Annotated in this window: 21 protein-coding genes, 6 tRNA genes, 1 pseudogene and 1 other annotated feature; of the genes and pseudogenes, 2 read left to right on the top strand and 26 right to left on the bottom strand. The window is 38.9% G+C overall.

Annotated features, from left to right (window positions below; genetic code table 11):
- Positions 1-165: 165 nt before the first annotated feature.
- The 10 genes and pseudogenes from sodA to SPD53_RS00915 form a co-directional block, all read right to left on the bottom strand.
- Entirely contained in the window at positions 166-777 is a 612-nt protein-coding gene (sodA, locus tag SPD53_RS00960) for a superoxide dismutase SodA (protein ID WP_156856793.1), read from the bottom strand.
- A gap of 175 nt (positions 778-952) precedes the next feature.
- A tRNA-Phe gene (locus SPD53_RS00955) sits at positions 953-1,028 on the bottom strand.
- 32 nt (positions 1,029-1,060) lie between these two features.
- A tRNA-Ser gene (locus tag SPD53_RS00950) sits at positions 1,061-1,153 on the bottom strand.
- A 21-nt stretch (positions 1,154-1,174) separates the two neighbouring features.
- Positions 1,175-1,251: transfer RNA gene (locus SPD53_RS00945), tRNA-Ile, on the bottom strand.
- Positions 1,252-1,269: 18 nt separating this feature from the next.
- Positions 1,270-1,345, bottom strand: a tRNA-His gene (locus tag SPD53_RS00940).
- A gap of 79 nt (positions 1,346-1,424) precedes the next feature.
- Positions 1,425-1,498 (bottom strand) — tRNA-Met (locus tag SPD53_RS00935).
- A gap of 1 nt (position 1,499) precedes the next feature.
- Positions 1,500-1,574, bottom strand: a tRNA-Asn gene (locus tag SPD53_RS00930).
- A 395-nt stretch (positions 1,575-1,969) separates the two neighbouring features.
- Positions 1,970-2,146: pseudogene (locus tag SPD53_RS00925) on the bottom strand (topology modulation protein); the annotation flags it as partial.
- A gap of 50 nt (positions 2,147-2,196) precedes the next feature.
- Entirely contained in the window at positions 2,197-3,825 is a 1,629-nt protein-coding gene (locus SPD53_RS00920; protein ID WP_336251383.1) for a Na/Pi cotransporter family protein, read from the bottom strand.
- 204 nt (positions 3,826-4,029) lie between these two features.
- Positions 4,030-4,659 carry an NfeD family protein gene (locus tag SPD53_RS00915; RefSeq protein ID WP_336251382.1) on the bottom strand — a complete coding sequence of 210 codons (630 nt, stop codon included), beginning with the start codon at positions 4,657-4,659 and terminating at the stop codon, positions 4,030-4,032.
- 168 nt (positions 4,660-4,827) lie between these two features.
- Between SPD53_RS00915 and SPD53_RS00910 the strand changes: the two genes are divergently transcribed.
- Positions 4,828-5,166: a hypothetical protein gene (locus tag SPD53_RS00910; protein WP_188859334.1), complete on the top strand. Its 339-nt coding sequence runs from the start codon at positions 4,828-4,830 to the stop codon at positions 5,164-5,166.
- Positions 5,167-5,185: 19 nt separating this feature from the next.
- Here the strand turns inward: SPD53_RS00910 and SPD53_RS00905 are convergent, their stop codons facing one another.
- A complete protein-coding gene (locus SPD53_RS00905) occupies positions 5,186-5,503 on the bottom strand; it encodes a hypothetical protein (protein WP_336251381.1) in 318 nt (105 codons plus the stop codon).
- A gap of 135 nt (positions 5,504-5,638) precedes the next feature.
- Between SPD53_RS00905 and SPD53_RS00900 the strand changes: the two genes are divergently transcribed.
- Positions 5,639-5,923 (top strand): DUF2624 domain-containing protein, encoded by a 285-nt coding sequence (locus SPD53_RS00900; protein ID WP_156856799.1) that lies wholly within the window; start codon positions 5,639-5,641, stop codon positions 5,921-5,923.
- 155 nt (positions 5,924-6,078) lie between these two features.
- Here the strand turns inward: SPD53_RS00900 and SPD53_RS00895 are convergent, their stop codons facing one another.
- The 15 genes from SPD53_RS00895 to era form a co-directional block, all read right to left on the bottom strand.
- Complete coding sequence (locus SPD53_RS00895) at positions 6,079-6,969, bottom strand: deoxyribonuclease IV (RefSeq protein WP_156856800.1); 891 nt, start codon at positions 6,967-6,969, stop codon at positions 6,079-6,081.
- An 18-nt stretch (positions 6,970-6,987) separates the two neighbouring features.
- Entirely contained in the window at positions 6,988-8,304 is a 1,317-nt protein-coding gene (locus SPD53_RS00890; protein ID WP_336251380.1) for a DEAD/DEAH box helicase, read from the bottom strand.
- Between the two features lie 34 nt (positions 8,305-8,338).
- The gene (locus SPD53_RS00885; protein ID WP_156856802.1) at positions 8,339-9,454 is read right to left on the bottom strand and encodes a Nif3-like dinuclear metal center hexameric protein; all 1,116 of its coding nucleotides are present in this window, start codon (positions 9,452-9,454) and stop codon (positions 8,339-8,341) included.
- The gene (locus tag SPD53_RS00880) at positions 9,420-10,163 is read right to left on the bottom strand and encodes a tRNA (adenine(22)-N(1))-methyltransferase (protein WP_156856803.1); all 744 of its coding nucleotides are present in this window, start codon (positions 10,161-10,163) and stop codon (positions 9,420-9,422) included. Before SPD53_RS00880 ends, SPD53_RS00885 begins: the two co-directional genes overlap by 35 nt.
- A 69-nt stretch (positions 10,164-10,232) precedes the next feature.
- Entirely contained in the window at positions 10,233-10,625 is a 393-nt protein-coding gene (locus tag SPD53_RS00875) for a c-type cytochrome (RefSeq protein WP_156856804.1), read from the bottom strand.
- 90 nt (positions 10,626-10,715) lie between these two features.
- A complete protein-coding gene (locus SPD53_RS00870) occupies positions 10,716-11,264 on the bottom strand; it encodes a hypothetical protein (protein ID WP_156856805.1) in 549 nt (182 codons plus the stop codon).
- A 140-nt stretch (positions 11,265-11,404) separates the two neighbouring features.
- Positions 11,405-12,520, bottom strand: coding sequence for an RNA polymerase sigma factor RpoD (gene rpoD, locus SPD53_RS00865; RefSeq protein WP_156856806.1), 1,116 nt, complete (start codon positions 12,518-12,520; stop codon positions 11,405-11,407).
- Between the two features lie 39 nt (positions 12,521-12,559).
- Positions 12,560-14,377 carry a DNA primase gene (gene dnaG, locus SPD53_RS00860; RefSeq protein ID WP_336251379.1) on the bottom strand — a complete coding sequence of 606 codons (1,818 nt, stop codon included), beginning with the start codon at positions 14,375-14,377 and terminating at the stop codon, positions 12,560-12,562.
- A gap of 455 nt (positions 14,378-14,832) precedes the next feature.
- A complete protein-coding gene (locus SPD53_RS00855) occupies positions 14,833-15,648 on the bottom strand; it encodes a pyruvate, water dikinase regulatory protein (RefSeq protein ID WP_188859338.1) in 816 nt (271 codons plus the stop codon).
- Between the two features lie 17 nt (positions 15,649-15,665).
- A complete protein-coding gene (locus tag SPD53_RS00850) occupies positions 15,666-16,298 on the bottom strand; it encodes a helix-turn-helix transcriptional regulator (protein ID WP_156856809.1) in 633 nt (210 codons plus the stop codon).
- An 85-nt stretch (positions 16,299-16,383) separates the two neighbouring features.
- Complete coding sequence (gene glyS, locus SPD53_RS00845) at positions 16,384-18,459, bottom strand: glycine--tRNA ligase subunit beta (RefSeq protein WP_336251378.1); 2,076 nt, start codon at positions 18,457-18,459, stop codon at positions 16,384-16,386.
- Positions 18,452-19,339 (bottom strand): glycine--tRNA ligase subunit alpha, encoded by an 888-nt coding sequence (gene glyQ / locus SPD53_RS00840; RefSeq protein ID WP_336251377.1) that lies wholly within the window; start codon positions 19,337-19,339, stop codon positions 18,452-18,454. Before glyQ ends, glyS begins: the two co-directional genes overlap by 8 nt.
- Before the next feature lie 70 nt (positions 19,340-19,409).
- Positions 19,410-19,582 (bottom strand) — a binding site (T-box leader).
- Positions 19,583-19,638: 56 nt separating this feature from the next.
- Positions 19,639-20,385, bottom strand: coding sequence for a DNA repair protein RecO (recO, locus tag SPD53_RS00835; protein WP_336251376.1), 747 nt, complete (start codon positions 20,383-20,385; stop codon positions 19,639-19,641).
- A gap of 34 nt (positions 20,386-20,419) precedes the next feature.
- Entirely contained in the window at positions 20,420-20,563 is a 144-nt protein-coding gene (locus SPD53_RS00830) for a YqzL family protein (RefSeq protein WP_336251569.1), read from the bottom strand.
- Positions 20,564-20,659: 96 nt separating this feature from the next.
- Positions 20,660-21,562 (bottom strand): GTPase Era, encoded by a 903-nt coding sequence (gene era / locus SPD53_RS00825; protein ID WP_336251375.1) that lies wholly within the window; start codon positions 21,560-21,562, stop codon positions 20,660-20,662.
- Positions 21,563-22,059: the final 497 nt, after the last annotated feature.

The raw sequence follows: 22,059 nt of genomic DNA, 5'->3' as shown, positions 1-22,059 counted from the left end.
CTCATTTTTCGTAATGCTGAAATATCTGCTCTTATATTCTACCATAAAACCTTATGTATTTCGTTATTTATTAGCAATTTATCATTGTTAAGTCAGGGTGAAGTCCATTAAGACAAAAGAAAAACGTGAAGATTGATTTTCTTCACGTTTTCTGTAATGGAATAATTATTTTGCTTCGTTATAGCGCTTAGCAACTTCATCCCAGTTTACTACATCCCAGAAGGAATCAATGTAATCAGGGCGCTTGTTTTGATATCTCAAGTAGTAAGCATGCTCCCAAACGTCTAATCCTAAAATAGGAGTCTTACCTTCCATTAATGGAGAGTCTTGGTTTGGCGTACTTGTGATTTCAAGTTCGCCGTTATCAACTACTAGCCATGCCCAACCTGAACCGAAACGGCCAGTCGCTGCAGTTTTGAATTCTTCTTTAAATTTGTCGAAACTGCCAAATTTAGCATTGATTTTATCCGCTAATTCGCCAGTCGGTTCTCCGCCTCCGTTTGGTGACAAGATTTCCCAAAACAGGCTATGGTTAGCATGTCCCCCACCATTATTGCGAACAGCGGTACGGATGCTTTCAGGTACAGCGTCAAGGTTACTGATTAGCTCTTCCAGTGATTTCTCCTGTAAGTCAGCATGACCCTCTAATGCGTTATTAAGGTTTGTAACGTACGTGTTGTGGTGTTTCGTATGGTGAATGTTCATCGTCTCTTTGTCAATAGACTTTTCCAATGCATCATATGCATATGGTAATTCTGGTAGTTCAAATTTTGCCATAAAAATCTTCCTCCCTTAATATTATCTTACCTGTAATTGTAGATTATCAAAGCTTTATATTTGTTGCAAATTTTATGCTTCATAGAAAGTAAATCTTTTATTTTATACAAAGGAGGATCGAGTCACACAAGGATGAAGACATTAAAAAAACAAGCATGTTTGCTTGTTTGGACAATGGTGGCTCGGAACGGAATCGAACCGCCGACACACGGATTTTCAGTCCGTTGCTCTACCGACTGAGCTACCGAGCCTATTTTTTCTATTTATTTACAAGATATGTAAATGGAGGAGGTAGAGGGATTCGAACCCCCGCGCGGTTTGACCCGCCTCTCGGTTTTCAAGACCGACCCCTTCAGCCAGACTTGGGTATACCTCCAACTATTAAACTTAAACAAAATGGTGGACCCTGCAGGATTCGAACCTGCGACCGATCGGTTATGAGCCGATAGCTCTAACCAACTGAGCTAAGGGTCCGTTCATATGATATATTGATGGGGCGATCGGTGGGGATCGAACCCACGGATGCCGGAGCCACAATCCGGTGCGTTAACCACTTCGCCACGACCGCCATCGGTAAAAGATGTAGCTCTGCACATTTCATGATTTAAATGGGTTACAGCGTACAGCTTGCACACTGTAACCTAGTATAGCGGCGGAGGGGATCGAACCCACGACCTCACGGGTATGAACCGTACGCTCTCGCCAGCTGAGCTACGCCGCCATGGCTCCACAGGTAGGATTCGAACCTACGACCGATCGGTTAACAGCCGATTGCTCTACCACTGAGCTACTGTGGAATAAATTGCTGTGGATTAACCAACAAGATATAATTTACCATGTCCTAGAAAAAATGTCAACACTTTTATTGCCCTTTTGCAATACTTTTTCTTCAAAGAAATTTTTTGATGAATTGTTCGTGTTCATTCGACATTAAGTTTACAAGTCATAGGTTTTCATTATACAACATTCTATCCGAAAATGCATTTATTTTAACGAACTTGTTTACTTTAATTTAAATTCTTTGCCTAATATAGTATGCCCTTCATTCCACAGTTGAAATCACGGGTATTCAGGTGAGGGATATACAGCCCGTAAATACCTGATTCTGTTCAGCTAACATTCAGTGGGGGAGGGAAGGAAACCCCCACTGAATGAAGTTTCACTTTATAACCGCAGAAAGGACAGGAATATTTCATAATACTTCTCCTTCCAAGTTTTCTATAAAGCGTTTCACTTCTTTTGGCGAATGTAAAATAATAACCTTCTTTTCTTCGGACAACTTTTCTAATTTATTTATTGTTGCTGGCCTTCTCGTCTGCGGATATTTCCAAATCCATTTCAAAAATGCAGGATCAAATCTTTCTTCACAGCTTTATCAATTGAAAAGGGGAAAGAAATTATTTCTTTCCCCTCAATAGTTTATTGTTGTTCTAAAATTTCTTCTACAATATTAACCGCATGGTCGCCGATACGCTCTAAGTTACTTAAAATATCGACAAAAACAATTCCCGCAGACGCAGTACATAATCCTTCATTCACTCGGATAATATGTCGCTTCCGGTATTTTCTTTCCATCTGGTCAATTTGTTCCTCTTTACGAATTACTTCGAGTGCTAATTCTTTATCACGATTGTCTAAACATTCAATAGATTGTTTCACCGTTAATAAAGTTAAATCGAACATACTGTTTAAGTCATCCATTGCCTGATCCGTTAAATCAACCTTATTGGATATCCGATAGTCAATCAACTCAGTGATGTTTTCAAAGTGGTCGCCAATTCGTTCAATATCGCGCACACTATCCATTAAGAGAGTATGTTTATCCCTTTCCCACTTCGTCATAGATTCTGCAGATATAGCGACAAGATATTCGGTTATTTTGCGATCCAAGTTATTAATTGCACCTTCAACTTGACTTGCCATTTCCGAATGTTTTGTATCTAATGTTTGAGCATATTTCAACGTTTCTTCCAAGCCTTTATATGCAAAGTCCCCCATACGTAATACTTCTAATTTTGCCTGTTCGAGTGCAAGTGAAGAAGATTTATTAATAACAATTGGATCTAAATGCTGTGGTTTATATTCAATAACCATATCTTCTCCAGGAATCAGTTTCGTAACAATCCATGCTAATGCACCGATGAACGGGAATTGAATTGCTGTATTCATAATATTATAAGAACCATGTGCGACCGCAATTGTCATGGATGGGTTCAAGGATAGTTGTTCTTGCAAATAAGTTACAAAAGAAATAAACGGACTTAATAAGATCATAAATATAACTACCCCGATAATATTGAAGACCACATGTGTTAATGCAGCTCGCTTAGCGGCAATCGAAGCCCCTAATGAAGCAATAATTGCAGTAATCGTTGTTCCTAAATTATCACCTAATAAAACCGGTATTGCTGCATCAAGCTTGATTGCCCCTTCTGACATTAGTCCTTGCAAGATCCCAATCGTTGCAGTAGAACTTTGAACAACCATTGTAAATACTGTTCCAATTACAACACCGAGGATTGGTGTTTCACTCATACTGACAGTTAATTCATGGAAAGAATCAAGTGTACGCAGTGGGCTCATTCCACTACTCATTAATTCAAGTCCGAAGAATAGAGCTCCAAATCCAAAGAGTGCTTGTCCAATGGCAGTTACTTTTTGGTTACTAAAGAAGAAAATTAAGAAACTACCGACAGCGAGAATTGGCAAGGCATATTCCCCTATGTCAATCCCGATAATAAACGCAGTTGCTGTCGTTCCGATATTCGCTCCCATAATGACACCGATCGCTTGTCTTAGCGTCATAAAGCCGGCACTGACAAGACCAACAGTAAGCACCGTTGTTCCTGAACTGCTCTGAATTAATAGCGTGACGACAATCCCCGCTAAAACACCGAGAAATGGATTGCTTGTGAATCGATCCAGTATATCCCTTAATCTATCTCCAGCAGAACGCTGAAGTCCATCTCCCATGAATTTGATACCGAGGAGGAATATTCCTATACCGCCGATAAAATCAAATATGAGCGATTGCACATCAATATCCAATTATTTTCATCCTTTCAAGCCTGAAATTCGCATACTTATCTATTATTAATTTTAGTCCATGATTTGTAAAGCCTTTTTAATAAAATTTACATAATTTTTACAAACGCTCTTTTATAATGTAGTTTTTACCCTTAACGAACAACTTTATGTCAAAAAGACAAAAAAATAATGCTTTACCTAATTAGGCAAGCATTAGCAATTGTTCTATACAATTTCTTCAACCTGTATCTTTGTACCATCTACTTTAACAACAGTTACTTCTGTATCTTTTGAGATCCATTTCCCCTCCGACTGGGCACTATAATCTTTTCCATTGATTCGTACTGTTCCCACTGGTCGTAAATCATTAAGTGCAACTCCCTTTTCTCCGACTAATTTTTCATATTCCATATTCATCGAGTTATAACCAGCCTCTTTGCTGAGCTGATCTTTGAGAGCAATTTTGGTCCACATTTCCCTTCGCTTAAACACTTTCAGGAAAAAGAACGAGCAAGCCGCACCTAACACAACACCAATGATGGCAAATAGAGCAGCAGTTAAACTAGGAGCGGCTACACCGACTGAGGTTAGCATAGCTACAAGCCCAATCGTTGAAAGCGTACCATCATTTAGTAATTTCCCATCTATAATAATTAGTACTAAACCAACAAAATAAATAATAATCATAAGTATAACGGATTCTGTTCCAGCATAGGCACTAAAATAAACGGTAATAAAGCCAATTCCCAACAATGCAAACAGACCTCGCATATTAACGAGTACTTCTCCAATAAGGAATAGCGTTCCCAAGAATGTAATAACTAATCCAATCCATTCAAGATCAAATATGCCCATAATAATTTCCCCTTTCATTTATATCTACGGATTAAGTATAAATTTTGTTTCATAAAAAAACTTTAATCAGAAGAATGCTTCATTCCACTGATTAGTTGAGCAAATCATGAGTGACTCATCTGAACTGGAAGTTTTAGGGATGATTACTGTGGAAAAAAGGAGAAAACTATGTCAACATCTAAACGTTTATCCTTATTATTACTATTTATCTTAGTGATAATAAGTGTCATTGATGATTTATCCAAACAACAACCACTGAAAGAAGAGAGCGTTGTAAAAGTACAAGAGGATAAAGATACCGGAATTGCCCATATTAAAATCAAGCATGGAGATACCATATTATCGGTCACAGAAGAAATTAATGAATTGGATTATTTAGATGTCCAACAAGTTATCAATGATTTTGAAAAGTTGAATCCAGGTGTTGATACAGAGTCACTTCTACCTAATTCTTTCTATTACTTTCCATTATACAATGAACCGCAAAAACAACAAGAGAGAGGTTGAGTAACAACCTCTCTCTTATCTACATAAATATACGCAGGATAATGGATAGTGCCCCAATACCGATTGCGATATTACCTAGTGTATCAGCACCCTTGCTCCGGGAAACGAAGCCTAGGATGATACCTACCGCTCCAAAAAAGACTGGCCAAACCAAAAAGGAAAGTAAGGATAGAACAATACCAATCCACCCGTACGTACTGATAACGTCATCATCATGACGGGCATCGGCATCATCCATTGCGAACTCTTCAGCAAATTCTTCATCATGGCGCTTTCTATATCTGTCTTCACCGCCGCGATGTGGTGCTGATTGGATATTGCGTTTATCATCATCCATTTTATTTTGCCTCCTTTTCATCGTGTTCAACGTTAGTTTATGGAGTCTGGCCACACTTATGATGTTATTAACTGGCAAGATTGGAACCTGCTTTGCATAGCTTATGTATGACACAATAAATAAAGGAGGAAGCTGATGTCATTTTTTATTAAAGAAATGGTGAAAACCAAGCTGAGACAGTTAACAGCCGGAGAGATTTTACATTATGCGGATCAATACGGATTTTCGTTAACAAGGGATGAAGCAACAAAAATTATCCATTATATCCAAACAAATGATATTGATATTTTTTCAAAAAAAGGAATCGATGAAGCGCATGATAAAATAGCGGCAATTACGAATCCCCAGACTGCACAAAAGGCAAGGGCTTTATTTGAACAACTTATTAAGAGCTATGGACTAGAACATTTATTTCAATAAAAAAACGGGTCATAACTTTAATGTATGGTAAACATCAGAACTTATCATCATGATTCTCACCGGCGGTCGCGGAAAGATACTTCGTTTTCGCAGGCGGCCGGTGAGTAGATCTGTTCGTTAATTAATCCATATCGTGTAGTTATGCCCCAGTCTATTTATTGCATAATAATTTCTTTTAAATCCGCATTGAAATTACCGTCTTTTATCATTTCAATTTCGTGTTTATATGGCGCTTTTTTATTTTTCTTGTCTTCCCCTACATATGGTGTTTCGAGAATTTTTGGCAGTTCTTTCAGCTGTGGATGATTAATGATGTAATGTAATGGTTCGAAGCCTATATGGCCGAAACCGATGTTTTCATGACGGTCTTTTCTTGCGCCTTTTGGATTTTTACTGTCATTGACATGAACAACCTTAATACGGTCAACTCCAATGGTTTTATCAAATTCATTCAATACACCGTCAAAGTCATTGACAATGTCATAACCAGCGTCATGAATGTGACATGTATCCATACATACCGAAAGTTTTTCATTAAATGTAACCCCGTCAATAATTCTTGCCAGTTCCTCGAATGTCTTCCCGATTTCCGAACCTTTTCCTGCCATCGTTTCTAATGCGATTTGCACTTCGTGTTCTCTTGTCAACACTTCATTCAGACCTTCAATAATTCTTTTAATACCGGCGTCTTCCCCTGAACCGACATGAGCCCCGGGATGCAGGACGATTTGTTTCGCTCCGATTACTTCCGTACGCTCCATTTCACTTCTTAGAAAATTTACTCCAAGTTCAAATGTTGCTGGTTTTTGCGTATTGCCGATATTAATAATATACGGGGCATGGACAATAATATCTGTAATCCCATGCTCCTTCATATGTTCTTTTCCTTTTTCTATATTTAATTCTTCAAGTGGTTTTCTTCTCGTATTCTGAGGGGCACCTGTATAAATCATAAACGTATTTGCTCCGTATGAAACAGCTTCCTCACTAGAGCCTAACAGCATTTTTTTGCCACTCATTGATACATGCGATCCAATCTTCAACAAAACGTACACCTCTCCTGATTATTTTCTTTTGTTATATTTTTTTGCAGCTAATTTTCTCTTTATATTTTCCTGTTCTTGTTTTTGTTTCTTTTTATAACCTGGTTTAACCTTCTTTGCTTTCTTGACACGTTTCCATGCTTCTTTTTCAATCGCAGACGCTTGGTTTTTTCTTAACTTCCGTGTATTCCAAGGTTTTGCGGTAACGAACTCCTTATCTTTAACATCAATATACGTTATTTGCAACCCTTTTTTCTCTAGGTTCTCAATCAGACCAAAATCTTCTTCGGTGTATAAACTGATTGCTGTACCTTCCAGACCCGCCCTTGCAGTTCGGCCGACGCGGTGAATATAAAATGCTTCCTCTTTCGGTAAGTCAGCATTAATAACATGACTCACACCTTTTATGTCAATCCCTCTTGAGGCAAGATCAGTTGCAACGACATATTCATAACGTAAATTTTGGATTTCTTTTAATACACGTTTTCTTTCACGCGGTGATAAACCACCATGAATAATACCAGCATTTAAGCCGTGACGTAGCAAGCTATCCAATAATGCGTCTGCTTCTGCTTTCCCATTTGTAAATACTAAAGCGAGGTATGGTTGGATTACTTTTGAAATATCACGAATAACTTCTCCCTTATCGCGATGTTTTACAGCAATAAATTGATGTTCCATCAATTCAGGTGAGAAATGTTCTTCAATTTTAACATAAACTGGTTGGTCCAAATATTTTTGAAAGAAATGTCGCAGCCTTTCAGGAATTGTAGCAGAAAACACTAGTAATTGAATATCCTGTTTTGACCGAACAAGCAATTGGTCGACATCTTGAATAAACCCTAAGTCAAGCATTAAATCTGCTTCATCCACGACAAAAGATTTCGCTGAATAAATCGATAAACTTTCCGATTTCACCATATCGAGAATCCGCCCGGGAGTTCCAACGATAATATGAGGTGGTGTTTTTAATTTCTCCATCATTTTCTGTTTATCCGTTCCACCAATCAGCAACTTACTTACCCAGATCCCGTCTTTATCTGCATAATGGATAATTTTTTTAACTTCATCATGTAACTGAATAGCAAGCTCCCTCGTCGGGGCTGTGATGACGAATTGGACTTCCCTTTTACTTGTATCCAGTTGATTAAATAGGGGCAGCAGAAAAGCATGTGACTTTCCTGATCCTGTTCGCGACTGGCCAATCACACTTTGCCCATTTAGAATCGGCGGAATGACCTTTTCTTGTATTTCAGTTGGATGATTAAATTGCAACTTCTGGACGACATCCATTAATGCAGGATGCATGCCTAAGGATTGAAATGTAGTTTTTGTCATAGTCGTACTCCTTTTTACCGTTAACTTCATTCCGTTATAAATATTGGAATGGGTCGGTATTACGTTCGGATGTAATAATTTCTACATCAAATTCTGTTAATTTCTGTTTTAAATAGTCCTTAACACTATCTTTCATTACAGATTCAATATAGTGACCGGCATCAATCATTGCAAGTCCCATTTCCATCGCGATCTGTGCTTGGTGGAAACCTACATCCCCTGTAATATAAACGTCTGCACCGGCACGTTTCGCTGCGTGAATATACTTTTCCCCGCTGCCGCCAATTACAGCCGCTTTTTTAACATTCTTTTGTAAATCTCCAACAACTCGAACATGCGATAAACCTAACTTTTCTTTCACTTCTTCTGCATATTGCTGGAGATTCGTTTGATTTTTCACTTCACCGATTCGACCGAGTCCAAAGCTTGCACCGGGATTGGTTAATTCGATAATGTCATAAGCTGGTTCTTCATAAGGATGTTCCTCCAGAACGGCTGCTATAACTCGCTTAAGAGAATGTTCTGGTACAAGTGCTTCAACTTTTACTTCTTCAACCTTTGCAATCTCCCCGATTTCACCTATGAATGGATCGGCTTGTGATCCCGGCTTAAATGAGCCAGTTCCTTCTATTTCAAAGGAACAGTGAGTATAATCACCCTGTTCGCCGCCACCAGCGTCACCAATCACCTGCTTGATTGTTTCTCGATGGCTGACGGGAACGTGAACTGCGTACTTATATAGCTTTTCCGTACCAATTTGAACAAGTGGCTTCCCTTTTCGTATTTCCAATTGTTCAGCCAACATATCATTTACTCCACCTTTTACAACATCTAAATTCGTGTGGGACGCATAGACCGTAATATTATGCCGAATCAGTTTCGTGATGACCCGACCTTCTGGAGTATCAAAATTAATTTGTTTCAGCGGTTTAAATAATAGGGGGTGGTGGGCAATAATAACATCGACATTTTTTGCAATTGCTTCATCTACAACTGATTCAAGTACGTCTAGCGTAATCATAATTTTGCTTGCTTTTTGATTAGCGGAACCAATTTGTAGACCAACATTATCCCATGAATAAGCTTTCTCTATTGGAGCGAGCTCCTCTAGTGCTTCAAAAATTGTTTTTACTATGATTTTTTTGCTCATGGACTAATTCCTCCTCCATCCAAATTAATTCCCGTTTAAATTGGTTAATCCGTTTTAAATCGGGGTTGTTCGCCTGCTCCATCTGTGTGATGATAAGGCTTAATTTATCCGCTTCTTTGCGCCATTTTTTATAAAATACAGGAGATTTATCCTTTAATAAATACGGACCTAATAAAAATTGTTTATCCATAATCTCGTCTTTATACGGGTCACTACCTTCCCGATCTGCGACAAGAATTTCATAAATATGGCCATTCTCCTCCATAATCCGCTCTTCTGTCAATAAGAAGCCTTCTTGATGCAGCCAAATTCTTACCTTTCTCGCATCGACATTCGGTTGTAAAATCATACGGTTAACCGTATCAAGCTTATCTTTTCCATCCGATAAAATTTGTTTGATTAATCCTCCGCCCATGCCTGCGATGACCACTTGCTGGATATCGTCGGCCTCTCTTACAACATCTAGACCGTCGCCAAGCCGGACTGTAATACGCCCCGCCAATCCATGCAGCCGGACATTCGCTTGTGCGCTATCAAATGGACCCTGGTTTACTTCACCAGCAATTGCGGTTGCAGTAGGGTCATGCGAGCACACATAGCAAGGTAAATACGCATGATCTGATCCTATATCGGCAAATGTCGCACCTGTTGGTAAAAAATTTGCCACATCAATTAAACGTTTGGAAAGTTTAAAGTTTAATTGTTTCATCCCTTACTCCTTTTGAAAAAGAAAAGCTTTCTGTTCTAGCAGAAAGCTCGTCTTTTCCTTTTATAGATATTACTGTTTTTCACTCAACCATTCTGCAAGGGCATCGAGTTCTTCGCCTTGCACTGCTTGTACTGGTGGCATTGCGCCTTTACCATTTTGAATTATTTCTTTTATGTCATCCGCTGAATAAGATGCACCTACAGCTGTTAAATCTGGTCCGCCTCCACCAGTAAGGTCTGCACCGTGACACATTGCACAGTTATTCTGGAAAATCTCATCGGCGTCACCACCAGCTGTTTCACCGCCCTCTTCTCCACCGTTTTCAACTTGTTCTGTTTCTTCACCTTCGTCTTCGCCTTCAGCAATTTCCGCTTGGTTATTTAAGCCGATAACTGAAATGATGATGACAGCAACAATTCCTAATACAGCAATAAGTGCGTATGGTACTACTGCATTCTTCATTTAATTGCCTCCTTATGTATTCCCTTTTCTATCTATAAAAGACTATATATAGTTTACTCTATAATGTGTCAATTTTAAAGGGAAATGATATTAATTCCAAAGAAAATAATACAAAAAAACAAATATTACGCCTAAAGCACCTATAAAAGCGATATACTTACTCTTTAATTTATAACCCGCGAAAATCCAGAATATGAAATTACATACGATAACTAAAGCAGCCGCGATTGGTTGGATAAACCATAAGTTACTTATTGATAAACTGAGTAATAAACCCAGGAATAGACTGATGATAAAAGCTGAATGAAAATATACAGCTCGCTTATTTTTATAATAGATAGCAACCGCAACTGAATAGCTAAGTAGCAAAAATAAAATAACTAGTTGCAAATTAACATGAAATTCAGTAAAATAGATGACAATAAACGAGAAGGGAAGTAACAGGTAAAGTAAAGCTATTTGAAAGCGCTCTACCACCTTCGTAAAAGAAGTACCCTTCCTCTGTTGTTCGATGGTTGTTGCTTCTTCACCTTCCGTGTATAAAGCAAGCAAGAAATCGCAGTAATGCTCTGGCAGTAGTTTATGTTGTTTCCAGTATTCAATTTCATTGATGATTGTTATCTTACGCTCGTGCTCCACCTGTAATCACCCCATTTTTTATAGGATCGTTCAATGAGGCAGCATCTTTGTTTAGAGCCTGTTTCCATACTGTAAAATAGTCATTTAATAGTCATTGTTTACACGTTTGTCATCGTGTAAACAATGACTGGATTATAGTCTTAGTCTAAGAAGTCTTTCAAGCGCTTGCTGCGGCTAGGGTGACGCAGCTTTCTCAATGCTTTCGCTTCAATTTGACGAATACGCTCGCGAGTTACACCGAACACTTTACCAACTTCTTCAAGTGTTCTTGTACGACCGTCATCAAGACCGAAACGCAGACGCAGTACATTTTCTTCACGATCTGTTAAAGTATCAAGTACATCTTCCAGCTGCTCCTTCAGTAATTCATAAGCTGCATGATCAGATGGAGATATAGCTTCCTGGTCTTCAATAAAATCGCCTAAATGGGAATCATCTTCTTCCCCAATTGGCGTTTCAAGTGAAACTGGTTCTTGAGCGATTTTTAGGATATCTCTCACCTTATCTGGTGATAGTTCCATTTCCTCTCCTATTTCTTCAGGAGTTGGTTCTCTTCCTAAGTCCTGAAGCAGTGAACGCTGGACACGGATAAGCTTGTTGATCGTCTCCACCATATGAACAGGAATCCGGATTGTTCTAGCTTGGTCAGCGATCGCCCGTGTAATTGCCTGACGAATCCACCAAGTTGCATACGTACTGAACTTAAAACCTTTTCGGTAATCGAACTTTTCGACGGCTTTAAGAAGCCCCATGTTCCCTTCCTGGATTAAGTCCAAAAACAGCATACCCCGGCCAACATAGCGTTTTGCTATACTTACAACAAGACGCAAGTTTGCCTCTGACAGTCTCCGCTTAGCCTCCTCGTCACCTTGTTCAATACGGGATGCAAGCTCAATTTCTTCAGCTGCAGATAGAAGGTTCACCCTTCCAATTTCTTTTAAATACATACGAACTGGATCATTTATTTTAATTCCTAAAGGGACACTTAAGTCATCCGTATCTATTTCTTCTTCCTTTGCTATTTTCTGCATATTTGGATCATCCTCAGATTCTCCAATTACTTCAATCCCTTGTTCATTCAGGTATTCGTAGAACTCCTCCATCTCATCGGATTCAATTTCGAAATTAGCAAGTCGGTCAGCCACCTCTTCATAGGCTAATGTACCGCGTTTCTTACCAATTTCGACTAAATTATCCTTAGCCATCTCTAAAGTCATTTCAGTTTCTTTTGTTTGAGTAGGCTTTTTATCGGTCATGAGTCCCCCTCCTTCCAACAAATTAAAATTCCATTAACATTAATGTTTCAGCTTTCTTTGAATCTGTAAAATTTCTTCGGCAATTTGAGCCGCCTTTATCGGATCACTTTGCTGTTCTGCTACCTTTAACTGTTCTTTTAAAGATTGGATTACACTTTTATTACTTGATTCGGTTTCAACCATTCGAATATAATCACCGAGCGCCTCCTCACTAATTTCATCCACCTCAGGGGACATAGCTATCTCCGAGATGAGCTGTTTCAATCTATCATCATTTATACTTTCGAGGAATTTACTTATATCAGGTTTGTTTCCATCTTCATAGAAAGCATAAAGATAAGTAACAATTATTTTATGATCATCAACTCTAAAGTTTGCCCCGAGTTCTTCTTGAACACGGTTAGCCACCCAATCGTTCTGCATCATATAGTAAATAATTTTTCTTTCTGCATTTTGATATGCTGGTAATAGTTTCCGCTTCTTGGGCAAAATAACAGTATTACTAGTATATCTGTTCTCGGTTGTCTTATCCGGCTGATTCCCATATTTTGCTTGAATTGTCTCTAATTCTTCTTTTAGAACATCGAGAGACATCGAGAAGTCCTTGCTTAGCTCCTGTAAATAATATTCCCTTTCTAATGAGCTTTCAACCATAGACAGCTCTTTTAAAACCTTTTGGATGTAATTCAGCTTATCGGCTTCTAGGCTAAGATTATAATCTTTTTTATAATAACGCATTAAAAACGTCATATACGTATCACTTGCGCGTAAGATTTGGTCTTGGAATGCTTCGCCGCCGTGTCTTTCAATAAAGGTATCTGGATCACTTCCGTCCTTTAAATAAGCGACTTTGACCTTACAACCAGCTTGGCGTAGAGTTGCAGCTGCCTTAAAACTTGCTTCTTGACCAGCATCGTCTCCGTCATAACAAATAATGACATCATTGACGTACCTTCTAAGCATTTTCGCTTGAGATTCCGAGAGCGCTGTCCCTAATGTAGCTACAACATTTTTTATTCCTGCCTGGTAAGCTGCAATTACATCCATATACCCTTCAAACAATATTACTTCATTTTCTTTCCGAATATGTCTTTTTGCCAGATCGAAATTATAAAGCAGCCTTCCTTTCTGGAATAATTCGCTCTCCGGACTGTTTAAATATTTCGGTCCTTGATCGTGAATAGCTCGTCCACCGAAGGCAACTGTCTTACCGAGGTGATTCCGTATCGGGAAAATAACCCGCCCCTGGAACCGGTCCGTAACAGTTCCATCATCCCTTTCCGAAACAAGCCCTGCTTTGATAAGTAATTGCTTATTGAAGCCCTTCTTTTCAAGAAATTCCACAATGAAATCTTTAGTATTCGGAGCAAATCCTAGTTGAAAGACATCAATTGTTTCATCTTGGATTGACCGATCTTGTAAATAGTTATATCCTTCCTTACCGTCCTTCGTATAGCGGAGTAAATGATGATAAAGCTTTGTTAACCATTCAGAAGCCTCCAGTATCCGCTGGTTTTCGTCGGAATAGGAAGACCTATTCTCATTTCCTGTCGTAGGAAGGCTGATTCCTGCGCGACCGGCCAGCACCTCCATTGCTTCAAAAAATGAAAAACTTTCTATTTCCATTAAAAATGTCACGACATTTCCACCTTTTCCACATCCAAAACAGTGAAAAATTTGTTTATCCTGTGTGACCGAGAAGGATGGTGTCTTTTCACCATGGAAGGGACAAAGACCGAAGTAATTCCTTCCTTGTTTCTTTAGTTGTACATATTCTCCAACAACATCCACAATATTATTGGCTTTTCTTACTTCTTCTATTACTTCTTCTGGTATTTGACTCAACTCAATCACCATATTCTATTTATTCGTGATAAATCTAGAAACTCCTTCAAAAAACGACATTTTTCTTCATAAAACCGTAAAAAAACAATGAACTGTTAATTATACAGATTTAGTGCAGCACACTTATTTTGTCTGTATCTGCTCACCTCTATGATGATATTAACCTCCCCACCATTATTTTCCTGAATGAAGAAAATAAAAATGCTGGAATTCTATGCAGTTTTCGCCAAAAAATTAATTTTGCCTTTTTCTTTACTCTTAATTTCGATAAGCAGGGGGCAGATTCCTGCTTTTTAATGAATGTTTTTTTCTGAATATAACTCCGCATATTTTAAGTAATAATACTAGGTTTGCACGAAAAATTATTATAATACATCTAGACAAATATTTCTATTCGTTTGCTCATTTTTATTAAAACAGGAAAAAAGCTGGGTGAAAACCCAACCTTTTTTGACTTTTAAGGAATTTTAGTTATTTTCCGCTTTATTTTTGATCATGTGTAAAATAATATTTGCGGTTTCTTCCACTGCCTTATTTGATACATCAATTACTTCACAATTAATTTTTTCAATTACTTTATCAAAGTATTCCAGTTCCTGGTTAATTCGTTTAATTGTTGCATAGGTTGCTTGATTACCAAGTCCAAGGGCTTTTAACCTTTCTTTCCTAATTTCATTTAATTTCTCCGGACTGATGCGGAGACCAATACATTTATCTTTTGCTACTTCAAATAACTCTTCAGGTGGCTCGACTTCTGGAACAATCGGAACGTTCGCTACTTTTATCCGTTTATTAGCAAGATATTGAGATAACGGAGTCTTTGAAGTCCGCGAAATTCCGACTAGGATAATATCAGCTCGCGCAATTCCTCTTGGGTCTCTTCCATCATCATACTTCACAGCAAATTCTATTGCTTCTACCCGTTTGAAATAATCTTCATCAAGCTTATGTACGAGACCGGGTTCTAAGCGAGGTTCTTTTTTAAAGTATTTCTCCATCGCGTCCATCGCAGGTCCCATTATATCAATTGCCTCAACACCAACGCGTTCCGCTTCTTCGTTTAAATAACTTCTGAGTTCCGGATCGACTAAAGTGAATCCGATCATCCCTCGCTGTTCTTTCGCAATTTGTATGTATTCCTGAATTGTCCCCCGATCTTCAACATAAGGAATGCGGATAATTTTATAATCCCCGTTAAATTGACTTAATCCCGCTTTTACTACAAGTTCCGCTGTTTCTCCAACTGAATCCGATAAAATAAATACGGTCGGTTTCGTACTCATTTTCTTCCCCCTTATATTCAATCAAAACGTTCATCCATTGTTAATTCCACTAGTGCTTTCGTCATTGACGTTTTTGTTATTCTCCCAATAACTTCAAGTCCGGCTTCCGTATCTTTTACTACTGGAAGTCCATCAATTTGCTTATTGATCAACTTTTGTGCTGCTTCGATTAAGGAATCATTTTTCCTACAGACCGTAATATTCGGCATCCTAGTCATGATGATGTGGACAGGTACGCCGCTTAAATGCTGTTGCCCCAAACTTGCCCGCAGCAAATCTTTTCTGGAAAGAACACCTGTTAGGCATGACTGTTCATCGACAACGAATAACGTACCTACATCTTCTAAAAACATGGATGTAATGGCATCATAGACGGAAGCATCTTCCCTGATTGCAACCGGTATCTGCTGGTAGTCCTGAACTTTCAACTTTTTTATATTCTCAGTGAGCAACTCTGACCCAGTCTTTCCAGTAAAAAAGTAACCGACGCGGGGTCTTGCTTCTAAAATCCCCGCCATCGTTAGAATAGCAAGATCAGGTCGTAATGTTGCCCTAGTTAATCCTAATTTTTCCGCAATTTTCTCACCCGTTATCGGGCCATTTGGTTTTACAATCTCAATGATCTGTTCTTGACGATCCGATAATTCCATCTTCCCACCACCTATAGGACATACTAATCACTATATATTATACATTATTTGGTGATGGAAAGGAATTATGTTATACTATAAGCTTTTAGAAATGTTGTTTCCACTCAATTAGAGCAAGATCTGCATAGTCTAAAATTAAACTGGAAATAGCTGCAACGAGTGCTAACCGATTATTCCTTAATTCCATATTATCTGCCATAACCATATTATTGTCAAAGAATTCATGGATTGGGTCGGCTAATGCCTCCAGTTGCTCAAATGCTTTCACGGCATCGTGTGCTTTATCATGGTCACTAAATGCTTTACGCGATAACTCAAATTGTTCGAATAACGCTTTTTCCGAATCCGTTTCAAACGCCTGTGGATTGATTTCATTATTTTCCGCTTTATCAGCAAGGTTTAGTATGCGAACAAGCGCTTCTTCCTTTTCTTTAAAAGCTTCTTCATGACGTTTTTTCGATAAATGACGAGCTTTAGCCATTGCATAAGTAAAGTTGCCCATTTCCTTATCCATGACAGCTTGGAAAACATCTTGTTCTATTCCAGCTTCTTTTAACAAATGAGAAGCACGCAGCTTGAAGAATTCATGGATTTTCTCTTTATAATCACTGATCTTTTCAATCTCTAGCTCATCGTATAAGTCATAGGCAAGTTGTAAGAGGTCCTCTACTTTCATTTCCCATTTTCCAGCTTCTAAAATACGTAAAACGCCGATTGCTTGCCTTCTTAGCGCATAGGGGTCTTGAGACCCTGTTGGGATCTTACCGACCGATATAATCCCGACAATCGTGTCGATCTTCTCAGCAACACTAAGGATTGCCCCAATTTCTGAATCGGGAAGGTCGCCATTTGCATGTGTTGGAAGATACTGCTCTCGGATAGCTGCTGCTACAGCTTCTTTCTCACCTAAATTCAAGGCATAAATTTCACCGATAATCCCTTGTAAATCAGTAAATTCATTAACCATGTTCGTCATTAAATCAAACTTACTGATTTCTGCTGCCCGCGAGGCATCTTCTATCATATTAGCAGGCAAGTTCAGATCTTCTGCAATCCGTTCGGTTAAAGCAGTAACTCTTTCCGTCTTTTCAGCAAGTGTACCTAGTTTTTCTTGGAAAACGACACGTGTTAATTTCTCTAAATGATGATTTATTGTATTCTTTTGATCTTCTTCATAGAAAAACTCCGCGTCTTGCAGCCGAGCGCGTAATACTTTTTCATTTCCTCTAATCACTGTTTCAAGAGCGGTGTCATCCCCATTTCTTACTCCAATAAATGAAGGTAGCAACTTCCCTTCTTTGGACTTCACTGGAAAGTATCGTTGGTGCTCCTTCATAGAGATAATTAGGACTTCACTTGGGAGATCAAGAAACATTTCCTCGAATTCCCCTTTAAAGACTGTTGGGTATTCGACTAGGTTCGTCACTTCGGCTAACAAGTCTTGATCAACACTCACTTGAAATTGATCATTTTGCAGTTCATCGATCCCTTCCAAGATACGTGCTTTCCGTTCCTTGGCATCAGCTATAACAAAACTTTCTTTTAATTTCTTTTCATAATCCATCGCATCTTCTAAAGTCACTGGCTTACCGAGAAAACGATGCCCGTACGTGACATTGCTCGTTTCGACTTTAGTAATTTCAAATGGTACAATTTCGTTTCCATACAACGCAACAAGCCAGCGAATTGGTCTGGCAAAACGCAAGGTATTCGTTCCCCATCGCATATTATTACTGAACGAGATGGACGTGATAATATCTTTAAACCCTGGTAACAGTTCGTTGGTCGCTTTTCCTTCAATCCGTTTTGTAACAAACACATATGCTTTACCGTTTACTTCTTTTTCCACAAGGTCTTCCACCGTTTTTCCTTGCCCTTTGGCAAAGCCTATTGCCGCCTTTGTCCATTCTCCATTCTCGTCTTTAGCAATGGTTAGGGCTGGCCCTCTCGCCTCTTCTTCAATCGTCGTTTGCATGTCAGCAATGTTTTCAATTCGTACCGCTAAACGACGCGGGGTGGAAAAAGAAGTAATCGAGTCATACGCAATCCTTAAATCCTCTAGCCATTTGGCTGTTTTTTCTTTTAATTGCAGTTCCGCGTCATCTATAAAGCGAGCTGGTAATTCTTCCATTCCTATCTCGAATAAAACATGTTTAGCCATTTACCTCTTCCCCTTTCTGAAGCATTGGAAAGCCTAATCTTTCCCGTTCTTGTACATATGTTTTCGCGATACCTCTCGCAAGATTCCTTACTCTTGTAATGTAGCCTGTTCTTTCTGTTACAGAGATAACACCTCGCGCATCAAGTAAGTTGAAGGTGTGCGAACATTTCAAGACATAATCATACGCCGGGAATACAAGCCCTTTTTCCATAATCCGCTTTGCTTCGTTCTCGTACATGGAAAATAATTCAAACAGCATTGCTGTATCCGATTCTTCAAATGTGTATGTCGAATGCTCGAACTCTGGTTGATAAAAAATATCTCTTACAGTAACACCATCATTCCACTCCAAGTCAAAGACATTTTCTTTATCCTGGATGTATGAAGCTAACCGTTCTATTCCATATGTCAGTTCGACTGAAACCGGATTTGCTTCAAGTCCACCGATTTGCTGAAAATAGGTGAATTGGGTAATTTCCATCCCATCCAGCCATACTTCCCAACCTAAACCAGCAGCACCGAGCGTAGGATTTTCCCAGTTGTCTTCTACAAAACGAATATCATGCTGCAGTGGGTCTATCCCAATCTTTTTTAATGACTCCAAATATAGTTCCTGAATATTATCAGGTGATGGTTTCATAATGACTTGGAACTGATGATGCTGATACAGCCTGTTTGGGTTATCCCCATATCTACCATCATCCGGTCTTCGCGATGGTTCCACATAAGCAACATTCCACGGTTCCGGTCCGAGACTCCGAAGTAGCGTCATCGGTGACATCGTCCCTGCCCCTTTCTCCGTATCATAAGCTTGGACGAGAATACAATTTTGCTCGGACCAATGCTTTTGCAATTCTAGAATCATTTGTTGAATATTCATTATCAGTACCTCCATTTTACTCCTTTTAATCATAAGAAAAACCGTCCCTATGCTTGTAGTCTATTACAAGCATAGGGACGGCTTTTATACCGCGGTTCCACCCTATTTACCCAAGTTTCTTGAGTCACTTTATTATCATGCTCTGGAGTGCCTCTTCCTTATCCAATCTTCATCCAGCTTACACCATCCTGGACTCGCTTGAGAAGAATTATTGATAAGTACTTTCTCCTTCAACACATGTGAAATATTATTTTGTAAATATGTAACATCATAATCCAGAAAACGGATAATGTCAATGTTCATCCTTTAAACTGATCTAATTGATTCAAAAATCTCCTCGATTTCAAGAAATATCCACCAAATCGGTCATAATAGGCATCAAGAAGCCGCCTAAATAACTGACGATTTTCTAATTTCACCGATATTTCACCGACTTGCTCGATCCCAACTGCTTGAAACATTTGCAATAATTTTACCTGTATTTCTGTTAATTGGACAGCTCGGTCATCAAGCGCCAAGCATCTCCTGCATAATAAGCCGCCTTCTCCTATTGAAAATGCATAAGGTCCTTCTTTATTTCCACAATTACTACAGTGGGAAAGCGTTGGCGCAAAGCCGCCTTTTTGAAATATTTTTAATTCATACATCAAAATAGGGATATCATATTCATCGTGTTCCGCAATCCATTCCATCGTACGGTAGAGCTGATCGTATAAATAAGGCTCTGGTGTTTTATCATCAAGAAGTTTCTCCGACAGTTCAATTAGATAAGCAGTATAAGCTGTTTTTTCAATATCTTCCCGCAGTGGCCGGAAAGATTCCAAGATTTCACCTTGTCGAATTGTACTTAAACCGGGATTGATATATACAAAAAATTGACCAGCAATGAATGGCTGCGTCACAGCAGCCATTCTGCTTCTAGGCTTCTTCGCCCCTCTTGCCATCGCGGTGAATTTCCCGATATTCTTACTGAATATCGTTATAATTTTATTCGTTTCGCCATAATCAATCGTCTTTAAAATAATCCCTTCAATTTTTTCAAGCAAAGCTGTTCAGCTCTTTTCCTTTCATAATCCTAGGTTACATTTTGGTTGTCTCAACTTCATTTGATTCATCTTCATCTGTATCATTCTCTTCATTATCTACATTTTCCAGTTCTTTGTATAATAAATAGGTTTCAATGTTTCCTGTCTGACTAAATACTTTCCACGTAATATCAAGCACAAGAAACCCCGCCTTTCTATTTTTTCTTTTGAAAATGCTTCTATTTCTAGATTGACCATGAAGCTGAAAATAATAAGTATTAAATTTTACCATGGTTTAATATTCATCTTGTCTAAATCCTAATTCGTGCAGTTGGCTCTGCTTATTCCGCCAGTCTTTTTTAACTTTTACCCAAAGTTCTAAATATACTTTCGAACCGAGAAGACGCTCAATATCTTTCCTGGCTTCTTGACCGATTTTCTTTAGCATACTACCTTGCTTACCGATAATAATACCTTTTTGGCTACTTCTTTCCGTTACGATTGTCGCTTGAATAAAGACGGTTTCATCCTTTCGTCTTTCCATGTTTTCAAGTGCGACAGCGATCGAGTGCGGCACTTCTTCCCTCGTAAGATGCAGTGCTTTTTCCCGAATGAATTCTGTAATAATAAAGCGTTCCGGATGATCCGTGATTTGATCTTGCGGATAATAAAGTGGTCCTTCCGGCAAATAACTCTGCAACTCGGTTAATAAGCGATTGACATTATTCCCTTGAAGTGCAGAAATTGGAATAATTTCCTGGAAATCACCTTTTTCCCTATATTCATCAATAATACCCAGTAAAGATTCTGGTGAAACTAAATCAATTTTATTAATAATTAAAAAGACAGGGCTTTTCACACTTTCCAAACGATCAATGATAAATTGATCCCCTCGTCCATAACCCTCGTCTGCGTTAATCATAAATAATACTGCATCGACTTCATTTAATGTATTGTCGGCAATTTTCACCATGAAATCTCCGAGACGGTGTTTCGGTTTATGGATACCTGGTGTATCGATAAACACCATTTGATAATCATCGGTTGTAAGTACACCCTGTATTTTATTTCTTGTTGTTTGTGGCTTATCACTCATAATGGCAATTTTTTGTCCGATTACGTGATTAAGGAATGTAGACTTTCCCACATTCGGTCTGCCAATAATCGCGATAAAGCCCGATTTATAATTGGATTTCATGTAATTTTTCCTCCAAGATGTCTTGTTTTTTATTATCATACTATAAAACGAATCGCTTTTTCTACTTTCGACAAAGGTTCTAAAAACTTCCGAAGAACTGACAGGGGATAAATCACTTTCATTCAGCGTAAGTGTCTTTGCTCGTTTATTTAATTTGGTGCTCTAATCGCCGTTCAGTTGCCCGGCGGACGGATGCTTTCCACGGGCACGGCCGAAGCCTCGACGCACAGGACGTGCTAATGCAGACGTTGCCACAGGACGTGGCGTTCTCAGTCTGCCTCGGAAGAAGTTCGCTTCCTGCGGGGTCTCCGGACTCGTGCTATTCCCGCAGGAGTCACCGTCCACCGGGCAACTGAACTGGTAGAGAGCGTTATTATTAACGGAAACTATCCCAATTATGGTGAGAGTTCTAATTCCTTAAATGAAAAATAGTGCTCCAAATTGGACTTTTCCTAGGAGCAGTCCAGACACCTCGAGACTCCAGCAGGAGGATAGGC

It is taken from the genome of Oceanobacillus sp. MO10714A (assembly GCF_037072045.1).
Taxonomy (GTDB): Bacteria; Bacillota; Bacilli; order Bacillales; family Amphibacillaceae; genus Oceanobacillus; species Oceanobacillus indicireducens.
This window is presented reverse-complemented; position numbering and strand designations above follow the sequence as displayed.